The 21,071-nt window shown below is 69.8% G+C and carries 14 protein-coding genes; 9 read left to right on the plus strand and 5 right to left on the minus strand.

The window, feature by feature from the left end:
• The first annotated feature begins 56 nt into the window (after positions 1 to 56).
• The 8 genes from ABS772_RS05585 to bcsN all read left to right on the plus strand — a co-directional run bounded on the left by ABS772_RS05585 (position 57) and on the right by bcsN (position 14,385).
• On the plus strand, positions 57 to 395 hold the full coding sequence (locus ABS772_RS05585; RefSeq protein WP_350392875.1) for a DJ-1/PfpI family protein: 339 nt from the start codon (positions 57 to 59) through the stop codon (positions 393 to 395).
• A gap of 900 nt (positions 396 to 1,295) precedes the next feature.
• Entirely contained in the window at positions 1,296 to 3,788 is a 2,493-nt protein-coding gene (locus ABS772_RS05590; RefSeq protein ID WP_350392876.1) for a response regulator, read from the plus strand.
• 377 nt (positions 3,789 to 4,165) lie between these two features.
• Positions 4,166 to 4,873 (plus strand): cellulose biosynthesis protein BcsS, encoded by a 708-nt coding sequence (gene bcsS, locus ABS772_RS05595; protein WP_350392917.1) that lies wholly within the window; start codon positions 4,166 to 4,168, stop codon positions 4,871 to 4,873.
• Between the two features lie 142 nt (positions 4,874 to 5,015).
• The gene (gene bcsA / locus ABS772_RS05600; protein ID WP_350392878.1) at positions 5,016 to 7,463 is read left to right on the plus strand and encodes a UDP-forming cellulose synthase catalytic subunit; all 2,448 of its coding nucleotides are present in this window, start codon (positions 5,016 to 5,018) and stop codon (positions 7,461 to 7,463) included.
• Between the two features lie 61 nt (positions 7,464 to 7,524).
• Entirely contained in the window at positions 7,525 to 10,185 is a 2,661-nt protein-coding gene (locus ABS772_RS05605; RefSeq protein WP_350392880.1) for a cellulose biosynthesis cyclic di-GMP-binding regulatory protein BcsB, read from the plus strand.
• The gene (locus ABS772_RS05610) at positions 10,182 to 11,318 is read left to right on the plus strand and encodes a glycosyl hydrolase family 8 (protein WP_350392881.1); all 1,137 of its coding nucleotides are present in this window, start codon (positions 10,182 to 10,184) and stop codon (positions 11,316 to 11,318) included. The genes ABS772_RS05605 and ABS772_RS05610 overlap by 4 nt, the downstream gene beginning before the upstream one ends.
• Positions 11,303 to 13,285: a hypothetical protein gene (locus tag ABS772_RS05615; RefSeq protein ID WP_350392883.1), complete on the plus strand. Its 1,983-nt coding sequence runs from the start codon at positions 11,303 to 11,305 to the stop codon at positions 13,283 to 13,285. The genes ABS772_RS05610 and ABS772_RS05615 overlap by 16 nt, the downstream gene beginning before the upstream one ends.
• Positions 13,286 to 13,332: 47 nt before the next feature.
• On the plus strand, positions 13,333 to 14,385 hold the full coding sequence (gene bcsN, locus ABS772_RS05620; protein ID WP_350392885.1) for a cellulose biosynthesis protein BcsN: 1,053 nt from the start codon (positions 13,333 to 13,335) through the stop codon (positions 14,383 to 14,385).
• 171 nt (positions 14,386 to 14,556) lie between these two features.
• Here the strand turns inward: bcsN and ABS772_RS26400 are convergent, their stop codons facing one another.
• The 3 genes from ABS772_RS26400 to ABS772_RS05640 form a co-directional block, all read right to left on the minus strand.
• Positions 14,557 to 15,027 carry a zinc-binding dehydrogenase gene (locus ABS772_RS26400; protein ID WP_407942965.1) on the minus strand — a complete coding sequence of 157 codons (471 nt, stop codon included), beginning with the start codon at positions 15,025 to 15,027 and terminating at the stop codon, positions 14,557 to 14,559.
• Positions 15,028 to 15,241: 214 nt separating this feature from the next.
• The gene (locus tag ABS772_RS05635; RefSeq protein WP_350392888.1) at positions 15,242 to 16,423 is read right to left on the minus strand and encodes an acetate/propionate family kinase; all 1,182 of its coding nucleotides are present in this window, start codon (positions 16,421 to 16,423) and stop codon (positions 15,242 to 15,244) included.
• Between the two features lie 34 nt (positions 16,424 to 16,457).
• Positions 16,458 to 17,231, minus strand: coding sequence for an IclR family transcriptional regulator (locus ABS772_RS05640; RefSeq protein WP_350392890.1), 774 nt, complete (start codon positions 17,229 to 17,231; stop codon positions 16,458 to 16,460).
• A gap of 210 nt (positions 17,232 to 17,441) precedes the next feature.
• On the opposite strand from ABS772_RS05640, the gene xsc reads away from it, so the two are divergent.
• Entirely contained in the window at positions 17,442 to 19,217 is a 1,776-nt protein-coding gene (gene xsc, locus ABS772_RS05645; protein WP_350392892.1) for a sulfoacetaldehyde acetyltransferase, read from the plus strand.
• Positions 19,218 to 19,253: 36 nt separating this feature from the next.
• Here xsc and ABS772_RS05650 read toward each other — a convergent pair whose 3' ends face one another.
• Both ABS772_RS05650 and soxC read right to left on the minus strand, forming a co-directional pair.
• On the minus strand, positions 19,254 to 19,790 hold the full coding sequence (locus ABS772_RS05650; protein WP_350392894.1) for a c-type cytochrome: 537 nt from the start codon (positions 19,788 to 19,790) through the stop codon (positions 19,254 to 19,256).
• Positions 19,777 to 21,051 carry a sulfite dehydrogenase gene (soxC, locus tag ABS772_RS05655; RefSeq protein WP_350392895.1) on the minus strand — a complete coding sequence of 425 codons (1,275 nt, stop codon included), beginning with the start codon at positions 21,049 to 21,051 and terminating at the stop codon, positions 19,777 to 19,779. The genes ABS772_RS05650 and soxC overlap by 14 nt, the downstream gene beginning before the upstream one ends.
• Between the last annotated feature and the right edge of the window lie 20 nt (positions 21,052 to 21,071).

Raw genomic sequence — 21,071 nt, forward strand, 5'->3', positions numbered from 1 at the left:
CCAAGGATACGCGTTGTGCTTGGGCATCCGTGACGGCGCCGCCCCTTCGCATCGCCATGCTGCTCTATCCCGGCATGACGGCGCTCGATGTCGTCGGACCACAAGGGATGCTGGCGGGCCTTGCTCCGGGCACCCTCGACCTCGTCGCTCAGACGGCCGGACCAGTCTCGAGCGACTCCGGCCTCAGCTTGATTGCCACGACGAGTTTCGCCGACCGTCCCAGCGATTTGGATATGCTGTTCGTACCGGGAGGCGATGGCACGGCTGCGCAAATGCGTGACGCTGCCACGCTGGCGTTTCTGAGGGATCGGGCGAGCCGGGCGCGATGGGTGACGGGCGTCTGTACCGGATCACTCATCCTACGTCGCAGAACCCAAGCCTTGCCAGTGCGTTAACGCGTTGCGCGTCTGTCTGCGTCGCCACAAGCAGATCTCCGAGAGCGCCATCGTGAGGAGCGGACCGCATGTCGCGCATTCATCGTTTGGGGCTTGTCACCCTGGCCGCCAGCGGAGTCTGGGGCCTCCTTTCAGCGAACTCCTCTGCTCAACCGGTGGGCACAGGCATGAACGGAGGCGTCGTTCCTATCGGCGCCTTCGGGCAGCCTTGTCTCGGTGTTTGCCGTCCCGCATTGCCGCCCTGTCGCGTCGGTCGGCGCTGGTTCGGACCCTACGGCTACGTGTGTTACCGTCCTGAGCCGCACATCCGTCCCTCGAGGCTGATGCCGCTCTGATCGTTCCCTGCCGGATTCGTGGATACCCTTTGCGCCGGGCCTCGAACCTCCTGCAATGAACCGCGACGCCTGACACTTCCCTCAAGCCATGGAAGCATTGGCAGCAGAGTTTCGGGCGGTGGGACCGCGATCGACGCAAGCGCGCAACACAAACACGGGCGCTCCTACCCTGCATCGAACAGATCCGCGGCCGATAAAGGTCAACGAATTCGCGCCGAACACTTTCAGTAAGTTCCAGCCCGTCAAACGCCCGGGGTTGGTCCTGCGGAAGTAGTAGCTGCCCGCGAAGGCAGGCACTCCGTGGCCCTTTCCAAATGTTGCTGTTTCGGCATTTTAGCCAACTTGAAATGGCATCGGAAATCATCGCTCACGTGCTGAATTCCTGGACGTGCCGCCTGTTTTTTAGGCTCACCGCAATGAGGCGATTAGTGAGCAAATCGGGTCGTTAACCACTTATTAACTTTCATCTAGGAATTTAGGTTGCGATGTGCGGCGCACCATCGCCCCATGGATACTTCCACCCCTTCTGGCAGCGCGACCACAGATGGCGAGACCTCGAATTGCGGTGTCGGTCCGCGCGCTCACAAGCCTGACCCTCGCCCTGGCCGTCGGTCTCGGCAGCAGCGTCACCCTCTACAAGTCGCACCGCCAGGCCGAGGCCGCCCGCTCGGACGCGATGCGGGCTGTCTTGGAGCGGGCCGCACCGCTGCTCGCCGACCATCTCGGCCGCACCCTGCGCGACGTCGGCCGCGACGTGGGCCTCGGCGCCCTCGACGACCGCGTCGTGCGGTCGGACCGCGCAGCGGACCTCTCGGCCTATCTCGCGGCTTGGCGGCGCCTGCGGCCCGAATACACCGACATCCTCGTGGCCGATCAGGCCGGGCGGGTCCGGGCGACGGCGAGCGGGAGCCTCGTAGGGGCCGACGTCTCCGGCGCCGTCTGGTTCGCCCGCGGCCTGCAGGGCGTGACCGCCGCCGACGCCTCGGAGAACAGCCGCGCCGGCACCGAGGCGCCGCGCAACGTCATCGTCGGCGCGCCCGTGCCCGGCGGCGGCGGCGTCGTGGCGATCCAGATGACGCCCCGCTGGATCGAGGACGCGGCGCAACTCGCCCGCCGTAGCCTCGGTGAGGCGGGAGCGGGCATCGCCTTCGCGGTGCTGAACGCGAGCGGCCGCACCGTTCTGCAGATCGGGGCCGCAGCGGTCGGACGCCCGAATCCGGGCGGCCTCGAGAGCTCCGCTCCCCTCGAGGGCAGCGAGCGGCCGGGCCTCGGCTGGCTGCTGGTGGCCCGGGGCGCCCCGGAACCGGGCGCCGCCGGACCGACCGACCAAGTCTCGCAGACGATGCTCTTCGCGATCCTGGCCGCCGGCATCGCAGGTCTCGCCGGCTGGATCGGCGGCGGCCTCGTCGGCCGGCGGATGCGCCAGATCGAGGCATCCTGCGCGCGGGACGTCCCGGGGCAGGTCCGCACCGCGCTCCCCATCCGCGAGTTGCAGAGCCTCGCCGAGGCCGTCGCGGATGCCATCGCCCGCGGCAAGGGCCGCGAGCGGATGATGCAGGACGCGCGCGCCGCACTCGTCCGCAGCCGCGAGCGCGTCCGCGCTTTCAAGACGATGGCCGGCTGGAGCTGCTGGGAGGTCGATCTGACGAACGGGCGCGTCACGTGGACGGACGCGGTCCTGCCGATCCTGCCGACGACCTCCGAGCACGCCACCACCCTCGACGACCTCGTCGCCCGGCTCGACCCGGAGGACCGCAACCTCATGCACGTGGCGATGCGATCGGCGGCCTCGGCAGGGGGGGCCCCGCAGGACGTGACCCTGCGCACGCTGCCGGTGGCGGGCGAGCAGTCCGGGCGGCGTCTGCACCTGCGCATGGCGCGGGTGCTGGACGACGGCGGCGCCCGCGAGCGCCTGCACGTGCTGAGCCGCGAGGTCGGCGTCGCCAGCCTATCGGGTGCCTCGGTCACGACGATCGCGCGGCCGCTGGCGCCGACAGCGAACGAGCCGGTTCTGGAGCGGCGGCGCGATGGGCTGCTGCGCCAGGTCACGGACGGTATCGTTCACGACGTCAACAACGCGCTCGCGGTGGTGATGACGGCCCTCGGCACCCTGCAGCGCCACGGTCACGACCTGCCGGAACGGGCCCTCCACCTCGCCGACGTGGCCTTGCGGGGCGCTCGCAACGGGGCAGCCCTCACGCGGCGCGTCTCCGCTCTGACCCGGCGCGAGGCCTCGACGCTCGCCGAAACTGATCTCGGGATGGTCCTCGACGATCTCACCGACTTCCTGCGCAGCTCGGTCGCGCCGCAGATCACCATCGGCCTGTCGCTGGACGAGCCGCTCCCGCCGCTGTTGTGCAGCGAGCGGCAGATCGAGATCCTGGTCCTCAATCTCGTCCTCGACATCAAGGCGGCGGCCCCGGACGGCTGCGGGGTCTCCCTCGTCGTCGAGGCGGCCGAGCCGCCGGCGACGAGCCTCCTCGCGTCCCGGCCGAGCCTGTGCCTGACCCTATCGGCGCCGGTCGATCTCACCAATCGGCGCGGCCTCGCCTCGGTCGGCGACCTCGCCGAGGAAATCGGGGCGGCCGTCGACGTCCAGTCGGCGGAAACAGGGACGACCGTCCGGGTCTGGCTCCCGGCCGGCGAGCGGCGGGCCCTTGCCGAGCCCGCGGCGGACGGGGCCGCCGACGCTCTCTCCATCCTGCTGGTGGAAGCGGACGCGCTGCTGCGGGCCACCGCGGCGAGCGCCCTCGCCGACCTCGGCCACGCCGTCACCCAGGCCGCCTCGAGCGCCCAGGCGATGGAGATCTTGTCCGCCCAGCGCGGCTTCGACATCCTGCTGGCCGACTATGCCCTGCCGGGCATGAGCGGCCTCCAGCTCGCCGCGACCGTGTCCCGCACGCACCCGCGGATCCGCACCATCCTGGCCGGCCCGCGCGGGCACCTGCCGGCGAACGCCCAGATCTTCCAGCAGCTTCACAAGCCCTTCGGCCTGCCGGAGCTCGCCGCCGCCCTGCGCCCGCGAAGCGCAGATAGGAGCGAGCAGGAGGCGGCCTGATGCGGGAGAGCCTAAGCTGGAAACAAGCACCCTGCAGCAACCGGGAGGGTCATGCAGTCCTCGCGCAGTCCAGAAGCGATGGGAAGTAATCCGCGCGGGAGGCTCCCATTCGCTTGCGGTAATGATTGGCTATTCAAAGTTACCTTCTTGTTTTTCCTCTGCAACTACAGATTCAGCCGCGCTGCAAGCTGATGCAAATACGCCACGCAATGGTTTAAAGCTCCACAGGCAACGCCAAAGCGCTGCGTTAACCTTCTTGGTTAGGTAAAATTCTATATACTGCGCCGCAGAAACCTGGCGGTATCTGTAGGTTTTGGAGCCTCGACGTGCCTGAATTCAGACTCCGAACCGCCTGGACGCTCGCGCTCGTGCTCGGGATGTTGACAGCGGCACCCGCCTTAGCCGCGGACTGGTACACGGGCACCGAGCGGGGTGGCCAGTCCGACGATTACATCGTGGCCTTTGACGGCGCGGCTACCGTCACCTCGAACAGTTCCGCCTTCGGCGCGCTGACGACGACGATCGCGCCGGCCGGCTCTCTGGTCGAGAGCGGGCCGCGTATCCGCGTCCAGGCGATCGCCGGCACCTACTCCTATCCCGGGGCGACCGCCGGGTCTCGGGTCCGCGGCGACCAGCAGGAGGGGTCGGTCTTGGCCGGCTACGAGTGGATCTGGGATCAGGCCGCGCTCGCCGGCTACGTCGGCTTCAACGTCCGCAACAACGAGCTCTCGGTCCTCGATCCGCGCAACCCGGTCGTGGGCACCGGCGTCGGCGCGAAGGTCGCGGCCGACCTCTGGCTCAACCCGACGCAGAACACATTGTTCGCCGCGAACGCGTCGTACTCGACCCTGTTCAGCGCCTACTACGTGCGCGCGAAGGCCGGCTTCATGGTCGCCGACGGCGTGTTCGTCGGACCGGAGGGGACGCTGCTCGGCGACGCCTACTTCAACCAATGGCGCTTGGGCGCGCATCTGACCGGATTCGCCGTCGGTCCAATGAAATTCTCGCTTGGCGCAGGTTATGCACGCGACCGTGTGCAGAAGGGCGGCTACTATACCAGTGTCGAGGGACGAGCCGCGTTCTAGTTCACCTGGGAACGCCTGTGCCGATATGATCATCGTTCTGCACGAATCTCCGGTAGAGTATCTCACATCTTGAGCATCGTGCGTTATTCGGGCTGCAGACCCCGGCATGCACGACAGGATTAAGAGTCAGGACTTCGCGGCGATGCCGATCTTTCTCACACGTCTCTCCTGGTTCGTGACCGCCGCGCTGGTCATCGGCCTCCTGCTGCAGCCGGTGGGGACAGCGGTCCAGCTCGAGATGAGCCTCGGCGCCATCGCGGTCATGACGGCGCTCTGGCTGTTCACGCGGGGGCGGACCGCGCACTACATCTTCCTTGGCATCGGAAGCCTGGTCGTCATCAAGTATTTCTACTGGCGGATCACCCGGACCCTGCCATGGTCCGCAGATCCGATCAGCCTCACCGCCGGGCTCATCCTGCTCGCGGCGGAACTCTACTACCTATACATCCTGTTCCTCAGCCTGTTCATCAACGCCGACCCGCTCAAGCGTCCGCCGGCCCCGATCGGCAACGAGGCGGACCTCCCGACGGTCGACATCTTCGTGCCGAGCTACAACGAGGACGCGTCGATCCTCGCCACGACGCTCGCCGCTGCGCGCTCCCTCGACTACCCGGCGCAGAAGCTCACGGTCTGGCTCCTCGACGATGGCGGGACGGACCAGAAATGCGCCGACCCCGACGCCCGCAAGAGCGCCGAGGCGCGGGCGCGCCGCGTCGGCCTCGAGCGCCTCTGCGAGGAACTCGGGGTCCGCTACCTGACGCGCCGCCGCAACGTGCACGCCAAGGCCGGCAATCTCAACAACGGGCTGAAGCACGCCACGGGCGAGATCGTGGTCGTGCTCGACGCCGACCACGTCCCTTTCCGCTCTTTCCTGAAGGAGACCATCGGCCACTTCGCGCAGGACCCGCGTCTGTTCCTCGTGCAGACGCCGCACGCCTTCCTGAATCCCGACCCGATCGAGCGGAACCTGCGCACCTTCGAGCGCATGCCCTCCGAAAACGAGATGTTCTACGCGATCAGCCAGCCCGGCCTCGACAAGTGGAACGGCTCGTTCTTCTGCGGTTCGGCCGCGCTCCTGCGCCGGACGGCGCTCGACGAAGCGGGCGGCTTCTCGGGCATCACCATCACCGAGGATTGCGAGACCGCCTTCGAGTTGCACAGCCGCGGCTGGACCAGCATTTACGTCGACAAGCCGCTCATCGCCGGCCTGCAGCCCGACACCCTGCGCGACTTCATTGGTCAGCGCTCGCGCTGGTGCCAGGGCATGCTGCAGATCCTGATTTTAAAGAACCCGGTGTTCAAGCGCGGGCTGAATATGATTCAGCGCCTCTGCTACATGTCCAACATGACGTACTGGTTTTTCCCGGTACCCTGCTTGGTCTTCATGTTCGCGCCGCTGCTGTACATCTTCTTCGACATGAAGATCGTCGTCGCGAACGTTGACGAGGCAATCGCCTACACGGCGACCTACATCATCGTGAACCTGATGATGCAGAACTATCTCTACGGCCGCGTGCGCTGGCCCTTCGTCTCGGAGCTGTACGAGTACGTCCAGGGCCTGTTCCTGATCAAGGCAACGGCGGCCGTCATCCTGTCGCCGCGCAAGCCCACCTTCAACGTCACGGCCAAGAACGTCACGCTTGACCAGGACCATCTCTCGCCGCTGGCGCTGCCCTTCTTCGTCGTCTACCTGATCCTGCTCGCGGGCAGCCTCTTGGCGGCGTACCGCTACGCGTTCGAGCCGGGCATCACCAATCTGATGCTGGTCGTCGGTCTCTGGAACCTCGTCAACGTGATCAAGGCCGGCGCGGCCCTCGGAGTCACCGCCGAGCGGCGCCAGACCGAGACCACCCCGTCGCTGACCGTGGACCGGCAGGCGGTGCTGACCCTGAACGGCCTCGCCATCGACGTGCGGGTGGAGCGGGTCTCGGCCCAGCGCTGCCGGATCCGAATGGACACGATCGCCCCGACCCGCCGTAGCGAGGACAGCAGCACCGGGACGCTCGCGATCGTCCCGCAGCAGGTCGGCAGCTCGGTGGGCACGTGGCCTTCCATGCCCGTGACCCTCACGAGTTCCGCCCTCTCGGGCGAGGAGACGGTATGTGAGCTTCAGTTCGAGCGGCTCAGCCCGCGCGACTATTTCGCCCTCGCCGACCTGATGTACGGCGACGCGGAGGCGATGACGCGCTTCCAGCAGGCGCGGCGGCGGCACAAGACGCTGTTCGCGGGCATCGCGCAGTTCGTTTGGTGGGGTCTGGTCGAGCCGTTCCGGGCGCTGTCCTACGGGCTCGCGGACCTGCGCCGCCGTGCGCCGGCCGAAGCCGAGCCGGTTCCTGTCCCCAAGACCATCACAATGCGCAAGTCCCTCGCCGCCCGCACCGCGCGCCGGAACGCGGACGCGATCGCGGCCCGCGCCGCGGAGCCGGTCGCGGAGCCCGAGGCGGAGAACCCGGCCGCGCAGGCGCCGGCCGCTGAAATGCCCCCCTCCTGGCTGCAACTCATGGTCAATGCCGAGAACGAGGCCCTCGCGCGCAACCGCCAGCGGCGGTCGGCGGACCTCGCCCCCTCGCCCGAACCGGCGGCAGGCTGACGGCACGAAGCGACAGCCCATGACCCGGTTTCCCCTCCCCCCGCGATGGCTGACGGTCGACATGCCCCTGCTTCGCTTCACCGCCGGCCGGTCCCGGCGGCGGGCCCTTGGAGCGCCCCTCGCCCTTCTTGCCGCCGGACTCGCTCTCGTCCCGGCGGAGCAGGCCGATGCGCAGAGCTTCCTCGGCCGCACGGTCCCACAGGTCCTCGTGGTGCCTCCGGAGCAGGACGCCTCCGCGCGGCCGGCTCCCCTCCCCGCCCCGATCCCGGGCGCGAGCTCGGTCGCGCCCCCGCTGCGGGAGCGGCCGGCGCGCGCCGAGGTCGCCGCCGTCCAGCCAGCGGCGCCCATCCCGCAGCGGCCGCTGCCCAGCATCAGCGAGAACCTCCGCCTCGTGGGCGAGGAGAGCAACCTGCAATGGTCTGTCTTCCTGACCGAGGCGCAGGTTCGCGAGCGGGCGCGCTTCCGGATCGGCTATCTCGCCGCCATCTCGGTCATGCCCGAATCGTCGTTCATCACCGCGACCGTCAACGACACGGTGATCGGGCGCGCCCAGATCAACGCCCCGGGCGCCGTGAAGCTGATCGAGTTCGATGTGCCCGAGGGCGTCCTGAAGCCCGGCTATAACGCGGTCCGCCTCGGCGGCGTCCAGCGCCACCGGGTAGATTGCTCGCTGCCGGCGACCTTCGAGCTGTGGACCCAGATCGACCCCTCCTGGACCGGCTTCATCCTGCCGCCCGGGACCGGGGCCGTGGCGAGTCTGCGTGACCTGCCGGCCGTCCCGCCCAACGGCCAGGGCATCGTCCCGATCCGCGTCGTGCTGCCGGGACGTCCCGCCCCCGCCAGCTTCGAGCGCATCATCCGGGCAGTCCAGCAGCTCGCCCTCGTCGGGCGCTTCTCGCAGGTCGTCGTCGAGTACGGGCCGCTCCTGACGGGTCCGGCCGGCATCAACCTCGTTGTCGGGACGGCGGACGAGCTACGGGCGGTGCCCGGCCTCGACATGGGCAGCGCCGTCGGCGGCGCGCCCCTGAGCTTCCACGCCGCCAAGGACGGACGCGCCGCGACGCTCGTCATCACCGGTGCGGACGGAGACGACCTCGACGCGGGGGTGGTCGCCCTCAAGCGCCGCGAGGGCCTCGACGCCCCCGTCGGCAGCCCGCAGGGGCTGCGCGTGCTGGCCCTCGCCAAGGGCGTGCCGGTGCGCGGCGGCGACATCATCCGGCTCGACACGTTCGGCCTGCAGAACCGCGAGTTCACCGGCCGCCTGTTCCGCTCCGGGTTCGACCTGACGCTGCCGGCCGATTTCGTGCCGGCGGACTACGCGCGCATCGAGCTGGCGCTGGAGGGCGGCTACGCCCCGGGCCTCGAGGTCGGCGCCCAGATCATGGTGGACATCAACGGCCGCAACGCCGCCAGCGTCCCGCTGCCGAACACGGCCGGGGAGCGCCTGCGCGGCGAGCCGATCGCGCTGCCGCTCGACCTCTGGCGCCCGGGCCGCAACCACGTCGACGTGAAGGCGCTCCTGGCGACCGAGTCCGACCGCACCTGCGACACCGCCAATCCGAGCGACGAGCAGAAGCGCTTCCTGTTCCTCAATACCAGCACACTGAAGGTGCCGCCCCTAGCCAGAGCCCTGCGCGTGCCGGATCTCGCCGCGACAGCGAGCAGCGGCCTGCCCTACGCTCGGTCCGCTAAGCGCCCCTGGCTCGTCGTGCCGACGCCCGACCGCGACACGATGGGCGCGGCCACGACGATCGCGGTCCAGATGGCCATCGCCGCCGACCGCGTCATCGATTTCTCGCTGAGCGCCGAGCGCCCCGCCGACCGCGATGCCCCGGCCGTCGTGGTGGCGCCCGCCCGCGCCCTCGACCCAGCCCTCCTGCGCACCATCGGCCTGGAGCCCGACCAGCTCCGGCAGATCTGGCAGGGCCGCGCGGAGCCCGCGCCGGTCCCGCCCGGGCAGGAGGCAGCGAAGCTCGCCAGCGCGCCCGGACAGACGGACGGGATGAGCCTGGAGCGACTGCAGAACAACGTGCCACCGGCCTGCGCGCTGCCCGCCGCCCACGCCCGCGTCGCGGCCCTCGCCACGCAGCGCCCGCGCCTCGCCGGGTCCCGGAGCCGCAACGAGGCCGCCGACATCGCGACCGCCTGGGACGCCACCCTGCAGACCGCTCCCTCGCTCATCGATCAGGTCTCGGCGATGGCGGGCCAGATCGGGGACGCAGCGCAGGCCTCGCTCCAAGACGCCGCGGCTTGGGTCAAGGGGCAGGTGAAGGACCCGCCCGTGGAGATCGGCTCGCGCGCGTCGCTCGTGGTCGGCCAAGGCGTCGACGGCGAGGGCCTCGGCTCTGTAGTGACGGTCTTCACGGCGCCGAACGCCGCCCTCCTCCAGGCCTCGGTCACCTGCCTCAGCAGCCCAGTCCTGTGGAGCAGGCTGCAAGGCCGCATCGCGACTCTGGACGCCAACGACGGCGCGATCAGCACCTACGAGGCGAAGCGCTCCCGCCTGCTCGAGACCGAGCCGCGCAACCTTGCCAATCTGCGCCTTGTCTTCGCGGGCTGGCTGTCGATGAACCCCTCGATCTACGTCCTTGCGCTGTTCGCCGCCGCGATCGCGCTCGGCCTGAGCACGAACGCGATGCTCCGCGGCGTCGGGCGGACGAGTGCCGGCGGGCGCGGTCCGGACGGACCCACCCGCGACACGAATTCGGGAGAACCCTCGTGAGCCGGACCCGATTCTGCCTCTCGCTCGCCCTCGGCCTCCTGGGCGCGCAGGCCGTCGCCGAGCCGGCCGCGCCCCCGCGCGACGCGGCCCCCGCCGAGGCGCGCCGCGACGAGCCGGCGGCCGAGAGCGTCTCGCCCCTCTTCAATGCCCTCGGCAACACCTCGGCCTGGCTCGCCTACAAGGCGCGCTTCGTCACCGACCAGGGCCGGGTCGTCGACACGGGCAACGGCCAGATCAGCCACAGCGAGGGCCAGGGCTACGGGATGCTGCTCGCCGTGGCGGCCGGCGACCGCGACGCGTTCCAGCGGATCTGGAATTGGACGCGCGCCAACCTCATGGTGCGCGACGACTCGCTGCTCGCCTGGCGCTGGGAACCGGACAAGCGCCCCGGCGTCGCCGACACCAACAACGCCACGGACGGCGACATCCTCGTCGCCTGGGCCCTGGTCGAGGCCGCGGACGCCTGGTCGGACATGGGCTACCGCGCAGCGGCGCGGCGGATGGCCGTCGATATCGGCCGGCGCACGATCCTCTTCGGCGTCGCGAGCCAGCCGCTGCTGCCCGGCATGTCCGGCTTCTCGGCCGAGGACCGTGCCGACGGGCCGGTCGCGAACCTGTCCTACTGGATCTTCCCCGCGTTCCCGCGCCTCGCGACCGTGGCGGGGGAGATCGACTGGGCCGCCGTGACCCGCAGCGGGCTCGACCTCCTGGCCAAGGCGCAGTTCGGCCCCTCCAAGCTGCCGACGGAGTGGATCTCGTTGCGCGACCCAGCGCCGAAGCCGGCCGCGGGGTTCCCGGCCGTCTTCTCCTACAACAGCATCCGGATCCCGCTCTACCTCGCCTGGGCGGGCATCACCGACCATCGCCTCCACGCCCCGTTTTCGCAGACCTGGGGCGCGCGCGAGCGCATGGGCCTGCCCATCGTCGATACCGCCGGCGGCCACACTGTCGAGTGGATGCAGGAGCCCGGCTACGAGGCCCTCTCCGCCCTCGAAGCCTGCGCCGTGTCTGGCGAGGCCCTCCCGGCGAGCTTCACGGCCCCGGCCAAATCCGAGAATTACTACCCGGCGACGCTGCATCTTCTCGCGCTCGTCGCGGTGCAGACGAGGTTCAAGACATGCCTTGGGCGTTAGAGCCGGCCTTCCGGCCTCGGCGCGGCGGCACGGCGCTGCTGATCCTGCTCGGGGCGAGCCTTGGCTGCGCCGGACCGGCCGCGGCGCAGCCCCTTCCGGCGCGGCCCGGCACCTCCGTGGTGCTGCAGCCCTCCGAGCGGCGCGCGCCGGTCATCCTCGAGACGACGCCCGCGACGCCGCTCCAGACGGAGATCATCGACGAGAGCGCCCTACGCTACTACGCGGCGAACGGCCAGACTCACCGCGTTCAGGCCGAGATCCGGCGCCTGCAGCGGCGATACCCGAACTGGATCGTGCCGACGGACCTCGACACCGTGAAGCCGAGCCCGCCCGAGGAGGCGCCGCTCTGGGATCTCTTCACGGCCGGGCGGTTCGATGACCTGCGCGCCTCGATCGCCGCGCGCCGGGCGCTGGATCCCGACTGGCAGCCCTCCGAGGAACTCGCGCGCAAGCTCGGCCGCGGCACCTTCCGCAGCGAGGTGAAGGCGGCCGCGCAGAGCGGGGCCTGGGCCGAGATCGTCGCCCGCATCGGTGCCGACCCGGACGCCATGCAGGCGCCCGACATCGACATCGCGTGGTACGTAGCCGAGGCCTACGCGCGCATCGGCCAGACCGCCGCGGCGGCGAGCGTCTACCGCGGCATCCTGGAGCGTCAGAGCGAGACCGCCCTGCGCCTCGCGACCATCCAGAAGGCGATGGCCAACCTGCCGATGGCCCAGGTCGAGACGCTGCTGGCGCTCGGGCGTGCGGCCGCGGACGGGTCGAGCGAGTTCAAGCCGATCCAGAGCGACATCACCCGCTCCCGCATCGCCGCCTTCCTGCACGGCGAGACCGACATGCGCGTCCCGCCCGCCGAGCTCGCGTCGTTCGGCGAGAGCGCGCGGAGGCTCGGCGACGCCGGGCAGATCAGCATGCTCGGCTGGTACGCCCACCGGCGCCGCCAGTTCCGCGAGGCGCTGGATTGGTTCAAGGCCGCGATCGCCCGCGGCGGCGACTCGACGGTGGCGCACGGGCTCGCCCTCAGCCTGATAGAGATCGGCCAGGAGCGCGAGGCCGAGGAGGTCGCGTTCGCTTGGCGCGGCCCTTCCCTCGAGAACACCATCCTGTACATCGACCTGATGGCGAGGCGCCTGACCCAGTCGCCGGCGGTGCCGTTGGAACCGCACCGCACCGACCGCTTCGCCAAGGTCGTGCTGGCGGCCTCCTCCGGAGAGGGCGCTCAGGCGCTCGGCTGGTACGCCTACAATTCCTGCCAGTACGAGACCGCGCTCGAGTGGTTCGAGCGCGCGGCGGCCTGGATGCCGCGCGAGCCCGTGATCCTCGGCTACGCGCTGACCCTCGCCCGCTTGAAACGCACTCGCGAGTACCTGGAGGTCCTGAACCGCTATGACGGCCTCTTTCCGAAGGTCGTCGAGCAGGCGTTTCCCGCCGACGTGCAGCCCGGCGACCCCACGCCCTGCTCCGCGCGCGCCGCCCCTGCGCCCGTCATCCAAGTGGCGAGCGCGGCGGGGCCGACGCGGGTGCCCAAGCCGAGTGCCGGGCGCACGGCCGCCGTCCAGCCGGTGGCGGTCAAGCGGACCGACTTCCCCGTCGCTGTGGCGGCCGAGAACCCGCTCCACTTCGCCGGCGGCTCGATCGCGCCCGATCCCGCCCGCGACGGCGAGTATCTCCGCCCGACCCGTCTCGCGCAGCCGCCGCTCGTGGCGCGGCGCGTCGTCGGCGTCGCGGCGATGCCCTACGAGCGCTACGGCTACACGCTGCTCCCGGGCTGGAACGGCACCGACCGGCCGAGCTTCCAGATCGGCAGCGGCTCTCCGCCGGTCGGCACCTTAGCGCAGGCCGAGGCAGCGGCCGAGCCCCGAGCGGGCGCGCAGCGTCCGGCCTCCCGAGGCGAGGCCGACCGGTTCGGCGCCTTCGACGTCAATCCCGCCGGCGCGCGGCCGGACACCCGCTCCCTGGGACAATGATGACCGACCTCTGCTCCCCCACGGCCCGGGCCCGGCGCCTGACTTGGATGGGCCTCAAACTGGCCCTCCTCTGCCTCGCGCTGCCGGCCTGCACCGCGACCCAGGACAGGCCGAGCGCGAGCCGCGCGATGCCCGACGGGTTCTTCAGCGCGCTCGACACGCGACCACCTGCGAAGAGCGGCCCGCTGATGTCGCTGCCGCGCAGCGGCGCGGTCACGAACGTCGACGAGACCACCTACGCCAACGGCCGTCGGCAGCGGATCTCCCTCGACGGGCCGAACTCCCGGAGTCGGATCGAGATCATGCTCCGGACCGGCGAGCGCGGCGGCCTGCCCATGGACAAGCCCACCCGCGCCGGGATCGCCGGGGAACTCGCGCAGCTCGCCTCTGAGGGGAGCTACCGCATCGTCCGGCGGCCGATCCGCAATCGCTACGGTCAGTTCGGCGTCGCCCTGAGCGCCCGCTGCGCCTATGCTTGGCAATGGATCGACAACCTGCGCGACTATGATCGCGGGCTCGGCTGGACCGGCGGCGAGGTTGCCGCGTCCCTTCGCGTCGAGCACTGCCATCGTGACTCGACGACCCCGGAGTTGCTCCTCGCTGACCTCGAGCGCCTGACCATCCGTACGGGTTTCAGCCAGGACGCAGCCCCCTGGTCCCCCCGTCCCCGCCGACGGATCGTGCGGGCAGCCGAGCCGCAGGAGTCCGCCCCCACCCCGGTTCCAGCCTCGGCAGGGATCTCCCCGCTGCCGGCGCCCGCGCCAGTCGCGGTCAACAGCAGCCGGACACTCGTCACGGCTGCGCCGGAGCGGCCTCCGCAATACCTGACTGGCGAGGTGGCGCGTACCCAGGCCGGTGCCGCGGCGGGCGAAGTCGGCCAGAGCTTCGCCGTGCCGCGGCCGAGCGGCCAGGGGGGGACCTCCCTCGATCAGCCGCGCTTCCTCAGCGAGCGCGTGACGGCCTCTGCCGACCGGGGGGCGGGCGGGACCGCGGCGCCTCCGCCGCCGGTTCCAGTCCAAGCACCGCGGCCGGAGCGCCTTTCGGCAGACGTCCCAGCCCAAGCCTATCGCGGGCCGGTGCCCCCGCCCTTCGGCTGGTAGTGGCGGCGCCCCCGCCGGGACCGGTCCGCGGAGCCTCAGATCCCCCAGAGGACGCCAACTACCTTACAGTAGGCCCACCGGACCAACCATTCCATCTCGATGGCAGCTACTGGGCTCCAAGCAACCACTCGGTGGTTTTGGCCGAAGGTCTTCTGATGCTGCAGCGAGCCGTCATCCGAGGCTGGGCTTGACGGCGGTAGCGGGCTCCACCTGACGAGTTCCTGACGCTCGGAGCCTGTCATGCCTGAAGTCGCTACCTCCCAACCCACCTTCGGTCAGGCGATTGACGGCGTCCACGTCGTCCTCGCGCTCGAAAGCGATGACGGCCGAGGCGCCGAGTTGTTCGACAAGCGCAGCGTCGCTGCCTCGCGCCGTCGCCAGGACCCGCGCGCCGATGGCCTTGGCGACTTGGACGGCGATGGCCCCGACGCCCCCCGCAGGCGGTCGATGAGAATGAGCAGGCCAAGGCCATCGTACTCTCGGTGCTGGAACTTGGTCGTGGTCTCGGCTTGCCGGTCGCGGCGGAGGGGGTGGAAACGCCGGCTGAACTGCGCTTCCCGGCCGAGGAAAGCTGCCAATCTGTTCAGGGGGTACTTGCTGGGCAAACCCGCGCTGATCGACCAGCGTGCACCGCATACCCATAGTAGGAGACCCGGCACGGAAGGTTCGATGCAAGTCGCCTGACGCATTGTCGTTAGGTCGGAGCGAGGGGCGTGCAGAACCTCCATCGAGCGTCCCGTTCGAGCGCTCGGCCGGCTCTCCGTTCTGCGGCTGATCTCGTCCATGACCGTGAACGCGAAGGCGGCACGCAGCCGAACCCAATCCTCGTGAAGTTTGGCTTCCGGCCCGGACAGCCTCAGGCCGATAGCCGTCGCGCGATCACGGCGCGGGCTATCGGCAGTTCCTCGTCCGCCGAAATGACGTAGACGGGGATCGTCGAATCGTCGGCGCTGATGCGGGTGTCGTGGGCCGCGTTGCGGGCCGCATCCAGGCGGAGGCCGGTCCAGGCGAGGCCTTCGGCGATGGCCGAGCGAATCTGGGCCGAGCGTTCGCCGATGCCGGCGGTGAAGACGAAGGCGTCGAGGCCGCCCATGGCCGCCATCATCGAGCCGGCCTCGCGCACCACGCGGTAGGCGAACAGGGCGAGCGCCTCGGCGGCCCGGGGATCGTCGCTCGCCAGCAGGGTGCGGGCGTCGTTGCTGAGGCCGGAGACGCCGAGCAGGCCCGAGCGGCGGTTCAGGATCTCGGACACCTCGGACGGCGCCATGCCGCGCTGTTCGATCAGGTGGAGCACGAGCCCGGCATCGATGGCACCGCAGCGCATGCCCATCATCAGGCCGTCGAGCGCGGTGAAGCCCATGGTGGTGGCGACGCTGCGTCCCTCGTGCAGGGCGCAGAGGCTTGCCCCGTGGCCGAGATGCGCGACGATGACCCGGCCCTTCGCCCGCTCGCCGGCGATGTCCGGCAACACGTCGGCGACGTGCTGGTAGGACAGGCCGTGGAAACCGTAGCGGACGAGACCCTGGTCCGTCAGTTCGTGCGGGATCGCGAAGATTTGGGCGAGCCGCGGCATGGTTCGGTGGAACGCGGTGTCGAAGCAGGCGACCTGCGGCAGGTCCGGCCACGCGCTTCGGACGGCGCGGATCGCTGCGAGGTTGTGCGGCTGGTGCGCCGGGGCCAGCGGGATCAGGGCTTCGAGGGCCGTCATGACGGCCTCGTCGATCACCACCGGCGCCGAGAAATCCGGGCCGCCATGGACGATGCGGTGTCCGGCTGCGCAGAGCGCAATGCCGTCTGCGCGGCGGATCCGGTCGAGCAGCCAGTGGGTCGCCGCCTCGTGGGTACTGTCCTCCGGCAGGCCCCCCTCGAACAGGTGCGCCTGCGCCCCTACGGCGCCTCCGAACCGCGCCCGACTGCCGATGCCCTCGATGCCGCCGCGGCAGAGCGGTTGCAGCGTGCCGGCGGCGAACAGCGCGAACTTCACGCTCGACGAGCCGGCGTTCAGGACCAGGATGGCGGCGTCCTTCGAGGGCGTCATGGAAAGGTCTCCTCTCGTGGCGCCCCTTCGGCGCTTATCGCAGGGTGACGGCCAGGGACTCGGCTGCCTCGCGCAGGGTCGGCAGGTGCTCGGCGGCGTTCGCGCGTGACACCCGCACCACGGGCGCCTGAAGCGCGAGCGCAGCGATGCAGTCGCGCCCGTTGCGGTCGAAGATCGGCACCGCGACGCAGAACAGGCCGGACAGGAATTCCTCGTCGTCGAAGGCGTAGCCGTCCCGCCGGATGCGGCCGAGTTCGGCCCGCAATGCCTCGGCGTCGGCCAGCGTGTTGGCAGTGTGGCGCTCCAGCGTCAGTGCGCCGATCAGCCGATCGCGTTTGGCCGGCGGCATCATCGCCAGGAACAGCTTGCCGCTCGCCGAGGCGTGGGCCGGCACTCGCGAACCCTTCTGGAACGCGACCCGCAGGGGGGCGGCGGCCTCGACGCGGTCGAGATACATCACCTCGCTGCCCTCCAGCACCGTGAGGTTGCAGGATTCGCCGAGCCGCCCGACCACGCGCTCGAGGATCTGGTGGCGCTGGGTCGAGCCGGAATTGTTCGACAGGATCGCGAAGGCGAGCGCGGTCGCGCGGGCCGCCAACTCGTAGCGGCGGCCGTCGGGCATCCGCCGCAGCAGGTCGGCCCCCTCCAGCATGGTGAGCCAGCGGTGCAGCGTCGGCTTGGGTAGGCTAGCCGCTTCCGTCAGCTCCGCGAGCGTCGGCGGGTGATCCATCCCCGCGACGATCTCCAGAAGGCTGAACGCCTTGAGGGCAGGTGAAGATTCGGCGGCGTCGTCCATGATGATTGGCATCTTATTCCGATTTCCTGAATGTTTGAAGCAAAAAAACGAGATTTTCGTTGCGGAACGGCGCGGTGGGGCGTTAGGTGTCGTCTGACTGAGAATGCGGCGGACGTGGGTCTGCCCGCCCAGTGGCACCCGACCCCAACGGGTTCGGCGCCGCCCGGGCCGACGAGCGGCCGATCGCAACAAACCAGCAGAACCAGGGTGGGAGAGTGCGCCATGAGGATGACGACCGAAGAGGCCTTCATCAAAGTTCTTCAGATGCACGGCATCGAGCATGCCTTCGGCATCATCGGCTCGGCGATGATGCCGGTTTCCGACTTATTTCCCAGGGCCGGCATCACCTTCTGGGACTGCGCGCACGAGAGCAATGCGGCGCTGATCGCCGACGGCTATTCACGGGTGACTGGCAGGATGGCGATGGCGGTGGCCCAGAACGGGCCGGGCGTGACCGGCTTCGTCACAGCGATCAAGACGGCTTACTGGAACCACACGCCGATGCTGCTGGTGACGCCCCAGGCGGCCAACAGGACGATCGGCCAGGGCGGCTTCCAAGAGGTCGAGCAGATGGCCCTGTTCGAGGACATGGTCTGCTATCAGGAAGAAGTGCGCGACCCGAGCCGCGTCGCCGAGGTGCTCAACCGGGTGATCGAGAAGGCGTGGCGCGGCTGTGCCCCGGCACAGATCAACATTCCGCGCGATTTCTGGACGCATCAGGTCGACATTGCGCTCCCGCAGATCGTCCGACTGGAGCGGCCGACCGGCGGGCGCCATGCGATCGCGGAAGCCGCGGCGCTGCTCTCGACGGCCAAGTTCCCCGTCATCCTGAATGGCGCAGGCGTCGTCATCGGCGACGCGATCCAAGAATCCGTCGCGCTGGCCGAGCGGCTCGATGCGCCGGTGGCCTGCGGCTACCAGCACAACGATTCTTTCCCGGGCTCGCATCCGCTGGCCGTCGGGCCGCTCGGCTATAACGGCTCGAAGGCGGCGATGGAGCTGATCGCCAAGGCCGACGTGGTGCTGGCGCTCGGCACCCGTCTCAATCCGTTCTCGACCCTGCCGGGCTACGGTATCGATTACTGGCCGAAAGACGCCAAGATCATCCAGGTCGACATCAACGCCGACCGGATCGGCCTGACCAAACCAATCACCGTCGGCATCTGCGGCGACGCCAAGCACGTCGCGCAGGAATTGCTGCATAAGCTTGCGCCGGACGCCGGCGATGACGGCCGCGAAGAGCGCCGGGCGCTCATCCACCGCACGAAATCCGCCTGGGCCCAGGCCCTGACCTCCCTCGACCATGAGGACGACGACGAGGGCACATGCTGGAACGTCGAGGCGCGGGAGCGCGAGAGTGAGAAGATGTCGCCGCGCCAAGCGTGGCGGGCGATCCAGGCGGGCCTTCCCGCGAACGCGATCCTCTCGACCGACATCGGCAACAACTGCGCCATCGGCAACGCCTACCCGACCTTCGACCAGGGCCGGAAATACCTCGCGCCGGGCATGTTCGGCCCCTGCGGCTACGGCTTCCCGGCGATCATCGGCGCCAAGATCGGCTGCCCGGACGTGCCGGTCTTCGGCTTCGCCGGCGATGGCGCCTTCGGCATCTCGATGAACGAGATGACCTCGATCGGCCGCGACGAGTGGCCGGCGATCACCATGGTGATCTTCCGCAACTTCCAGTGGGGCGCCGAGAAGCGCAACTCGATCCTCTGGTACGACAACAACTTCGTCGGCACCGAACTCGACACCAAGCTGAGCTACGCCAAGATCGCCGAGGGGTGTGGCTTCCGCGGCGTGCGCGTCGAGACCCAGCGGGCGCTGACGGAGGCGATCCAGCAGGCGGGCGAGGCCCAGGCGGAGGGCATCACGACCTTCATCGAGGTGATGCTCAATCAGGAGCTCGGCGAGCCCTTCCGCCGCGACGCGATGAAAAAGCCGGTCGTCGTCGCCGGCATCGACCGCGCCGACATGCGCCCGCAACGCGTGGCTTGAGCCTCAAGGCGCGGCGCGTCTCGCGCCGTGCCCTATTCAGCGGGCGTCGGGCCTCGGGTCGGGCACGAACCCGTCACGGTTGGGCATCGTCACCTTGGGAAGCGTTCCGGCATCCATCACCGCGTCGTCGGGCACGAGGCCGTTCAGATTGAGGACGTAGGCGACGAGGGCGTAGACCTCGTCGGGCTTGAGCGATTGCGGCGCGTTCATCGGCATGGCGCGGTGGATATAATCGTAGAGCGTCGGCGCGTAGGGCCAGAAGCTGCCGACCGTCTTGACCGGCTTCGGCGTCGCCAGCGAGCCCTGGCCGCCGGCCAGCCGGTCGCCGATGCCGCCCTCCCCCTTCGCGCCGTGGCATCCGGCGCATTGCGCCTCGAACAGCGCCTTGCCCTGCGCGACGCTGCCGCGACCGGGCGGCAGCTTGCGGCCGTCGCGGTCGATGTCGATGTCCCAACCCGCGATCTCCTCCGGCGTCGGCACCCGCCCGAAGCCGAAGCGGCCCTCGGCCTGCGCCGAGGATGCGAGCAGCGCGAAGGGAAGCGCGAGAAGCCCGGCGAGCCTAAACGTAGCCATTCGATACCTCGCCGTCGGCGGCGATCCGCCAGGGGACGATCGCGTTGTTGTGGTAGAACGACTTCATGCCGCGGATCGCGGTCAGGTCGGCGAAGCTCGGCTGGACGTAGCCGGTCTCGTCGATGGCGCGGCTCAGGATCGTCGCGGGCTGCCCGTCCCAGGTCCAGGGCAGGCGGAAGCGAGTGAAGGCCCGGTTCAACACAGGCTCCTGCAATCGCGCGGACTGCCACGTTGCGCCGCCATCGACCGAGACCTCGACCCCGGTGATGCGCCCGCGTCCGCTCCAGGCGAGCCCGGTGATCTCGTTGAAGCCCTCGGCGATCCGCTGCGTGCCGGAGGGGCGCGTGATGATCGATTTCGCCTCCATCACGAAGGTGAACTGGCGCGCCGTGCCGTCGGGCATCGAGTCGGTGTATTTGGAGGTCTCCTCGCGGGAATAGGCGGGCTCGGCCACGACGTTGAGGCGGCGCAGCCACTTCACGCTCATATTGCCCTCGAAGCCGGGAAGCAGAAGGCGCACGGGATAGCCCTGCTGCGGGCGCAGCCGCTCGCCGTTCTGGCTGAAGACGAGGAGCGCGTCGTCCAGGCACTTCGCGAGCGGGACGCTGCGGGCGAGCGCGGCGGCGTCGGCCCCTTCCGCGACGACCCAGCGGGCCTCGGGCTTCACGCCGACCTCGTCGAGGATCGTCTTGAGCCGCACGCCGGTCCACTCGCAGCAACTGGCGAGGCCGACGAGGTCGGAGGCGGTCTTGCCCTGCTTGATCACCTCGAAGCCGGGATTGCCGGAGCATTCGAGGAAGTAGATGTGCGACTCGGTCGGAAACCGGCGCAGCTCGTCCATGGTCAGCAACAGGGGGCGCTCGACGAGGCCGTGGATCATCAGCCGGTGTGCCGCCGGATCGATCTCCGGAATGCCGCCGTGATGGCGCTCGTAGAACAGGCCGTTCGGCGTGATGATGCCGTCGAGATCCTGCAACGGCGTGCGGCTGGCCGACGAGGTGTACTGCTTGCCGCCCTTCGGAATGTTGCGGATGACGTCCTTCTCGTAGGGCGAGGGCTGGCCGTACGGCTGGCTGCCGACATCGGCGCCTGGCTCCTTCATCCAGCGCGGCACGTGGGGTGGCGTCTCCTCGCCTCCGGTCTCGGCGGCGATCGCCCTTCCGGCGAGACTGCCGCCGATGAGAGCGGTCCCCGCCGCCAGGAGCTGCCGCCGCGAGCGCGCCGTCCGTCCGCTCGCGCCTGGTTCCGCTTCGTCGCGCATCGTCTCCTCCTGCAGCTCAG

This window comes from Methylorubrum podarium (genome assembly GCF_040270385.1).
GTDB classification, from domain to species: domain Bacteria; phylum Pseudomonadota; class Alphaproteobacteria; order Rhizobiales; family Beijerinckiaceae; genus Methylobacterium; species Methylobacterium podarium.

Excerpts from the sequence above, each read along its gene's own strand:
- ABS772_RS05585 (WP_350392875.1), top strand. The coding sequence starts at position 57 with ATGCTGCTCTATCCCGGCATGACGGCGCTCGATGTCGTCGGACCACAA.
- bcsS (WP_350392917.1), top strand. The coding sequence starts at position 4,166 with ATGTTGACAGCGGCACCCGCCTTAGCCGCGGACTGGTACACGGGCACC.
- bcsA (WP_350392878.1), top strand. The coding sequence starts at position 5,016 with ATGCCGATCTTTCTCACACGTCTCTCCTGGTTCGTGACCGCCGCGCTG.
- ABS772_RS05605 (WP_350392880.1), top strand. The coding sequence starts at position 7,525 with ATGCCCCTGCTTCGCTTCACCGCCGGCCGGTCCCGGCGGCGGGCCCTT.
- ABS772_RS05615 (WP_350392883.1), top strand. The coding sequence starts at position 11,303 with ATGCCTTGGGCGTTAGAGCCGGCCTTCCGGCCTCGGCGCGGCGGCACG.
- bcsN (WP_350392885.1), top strand. The coding sequence starts at position 13,333 with ATGGGCCTCAAACTGGCCCTCCTCTGCCTCGCGCTGCCGGCCTGCACC.
- ABS772_RS26400 (WP_407942965.1), bottom strand. The coding sequence starts at position 15,027 with ATGGGTATGCGGTGCACGCTGGTCGATCAGCGCGGGTTTGCCCAGCAA.
- ABS772_RS05635 (WP_350392888.1), bottom strand. The coding sequence starts at position 16,423 with ATGACGCCCTCGAAGGACGCCGCCATCCTGGTCCTGAACGCCGGCTCG.
- ABS772_RS05640 (WP_350392890.1), bottom strand. The coding sequence starts at position 17,231 with ATGCCAATCATCATGGACGACGCCGCCGAATCTTCACCTGCCCTCAAG.
- xsc (WP_350392892.1), top strand. The coding sequence starts at position 17,442 with ATGAGGATGACGACCGAAGAGGCCTTCATCAAAGTTCTTCAGATGCAC.
- ABS772_RS05650 (WP_350392894.1), bottom strand. The coding sequence starts at position 19,790 with ATGGCTACGTTTAGGCTCGCCGGGCTTCTCGCGCTTCCCTTCGCGCTG.
- soxC (WP_350392895.1), bottom strand. The coding sequence starts at position 21,051 with ATGCGCGACGAAGCGGAACCAGGCGCGAGCGGACGGACGGCGCGCTCG.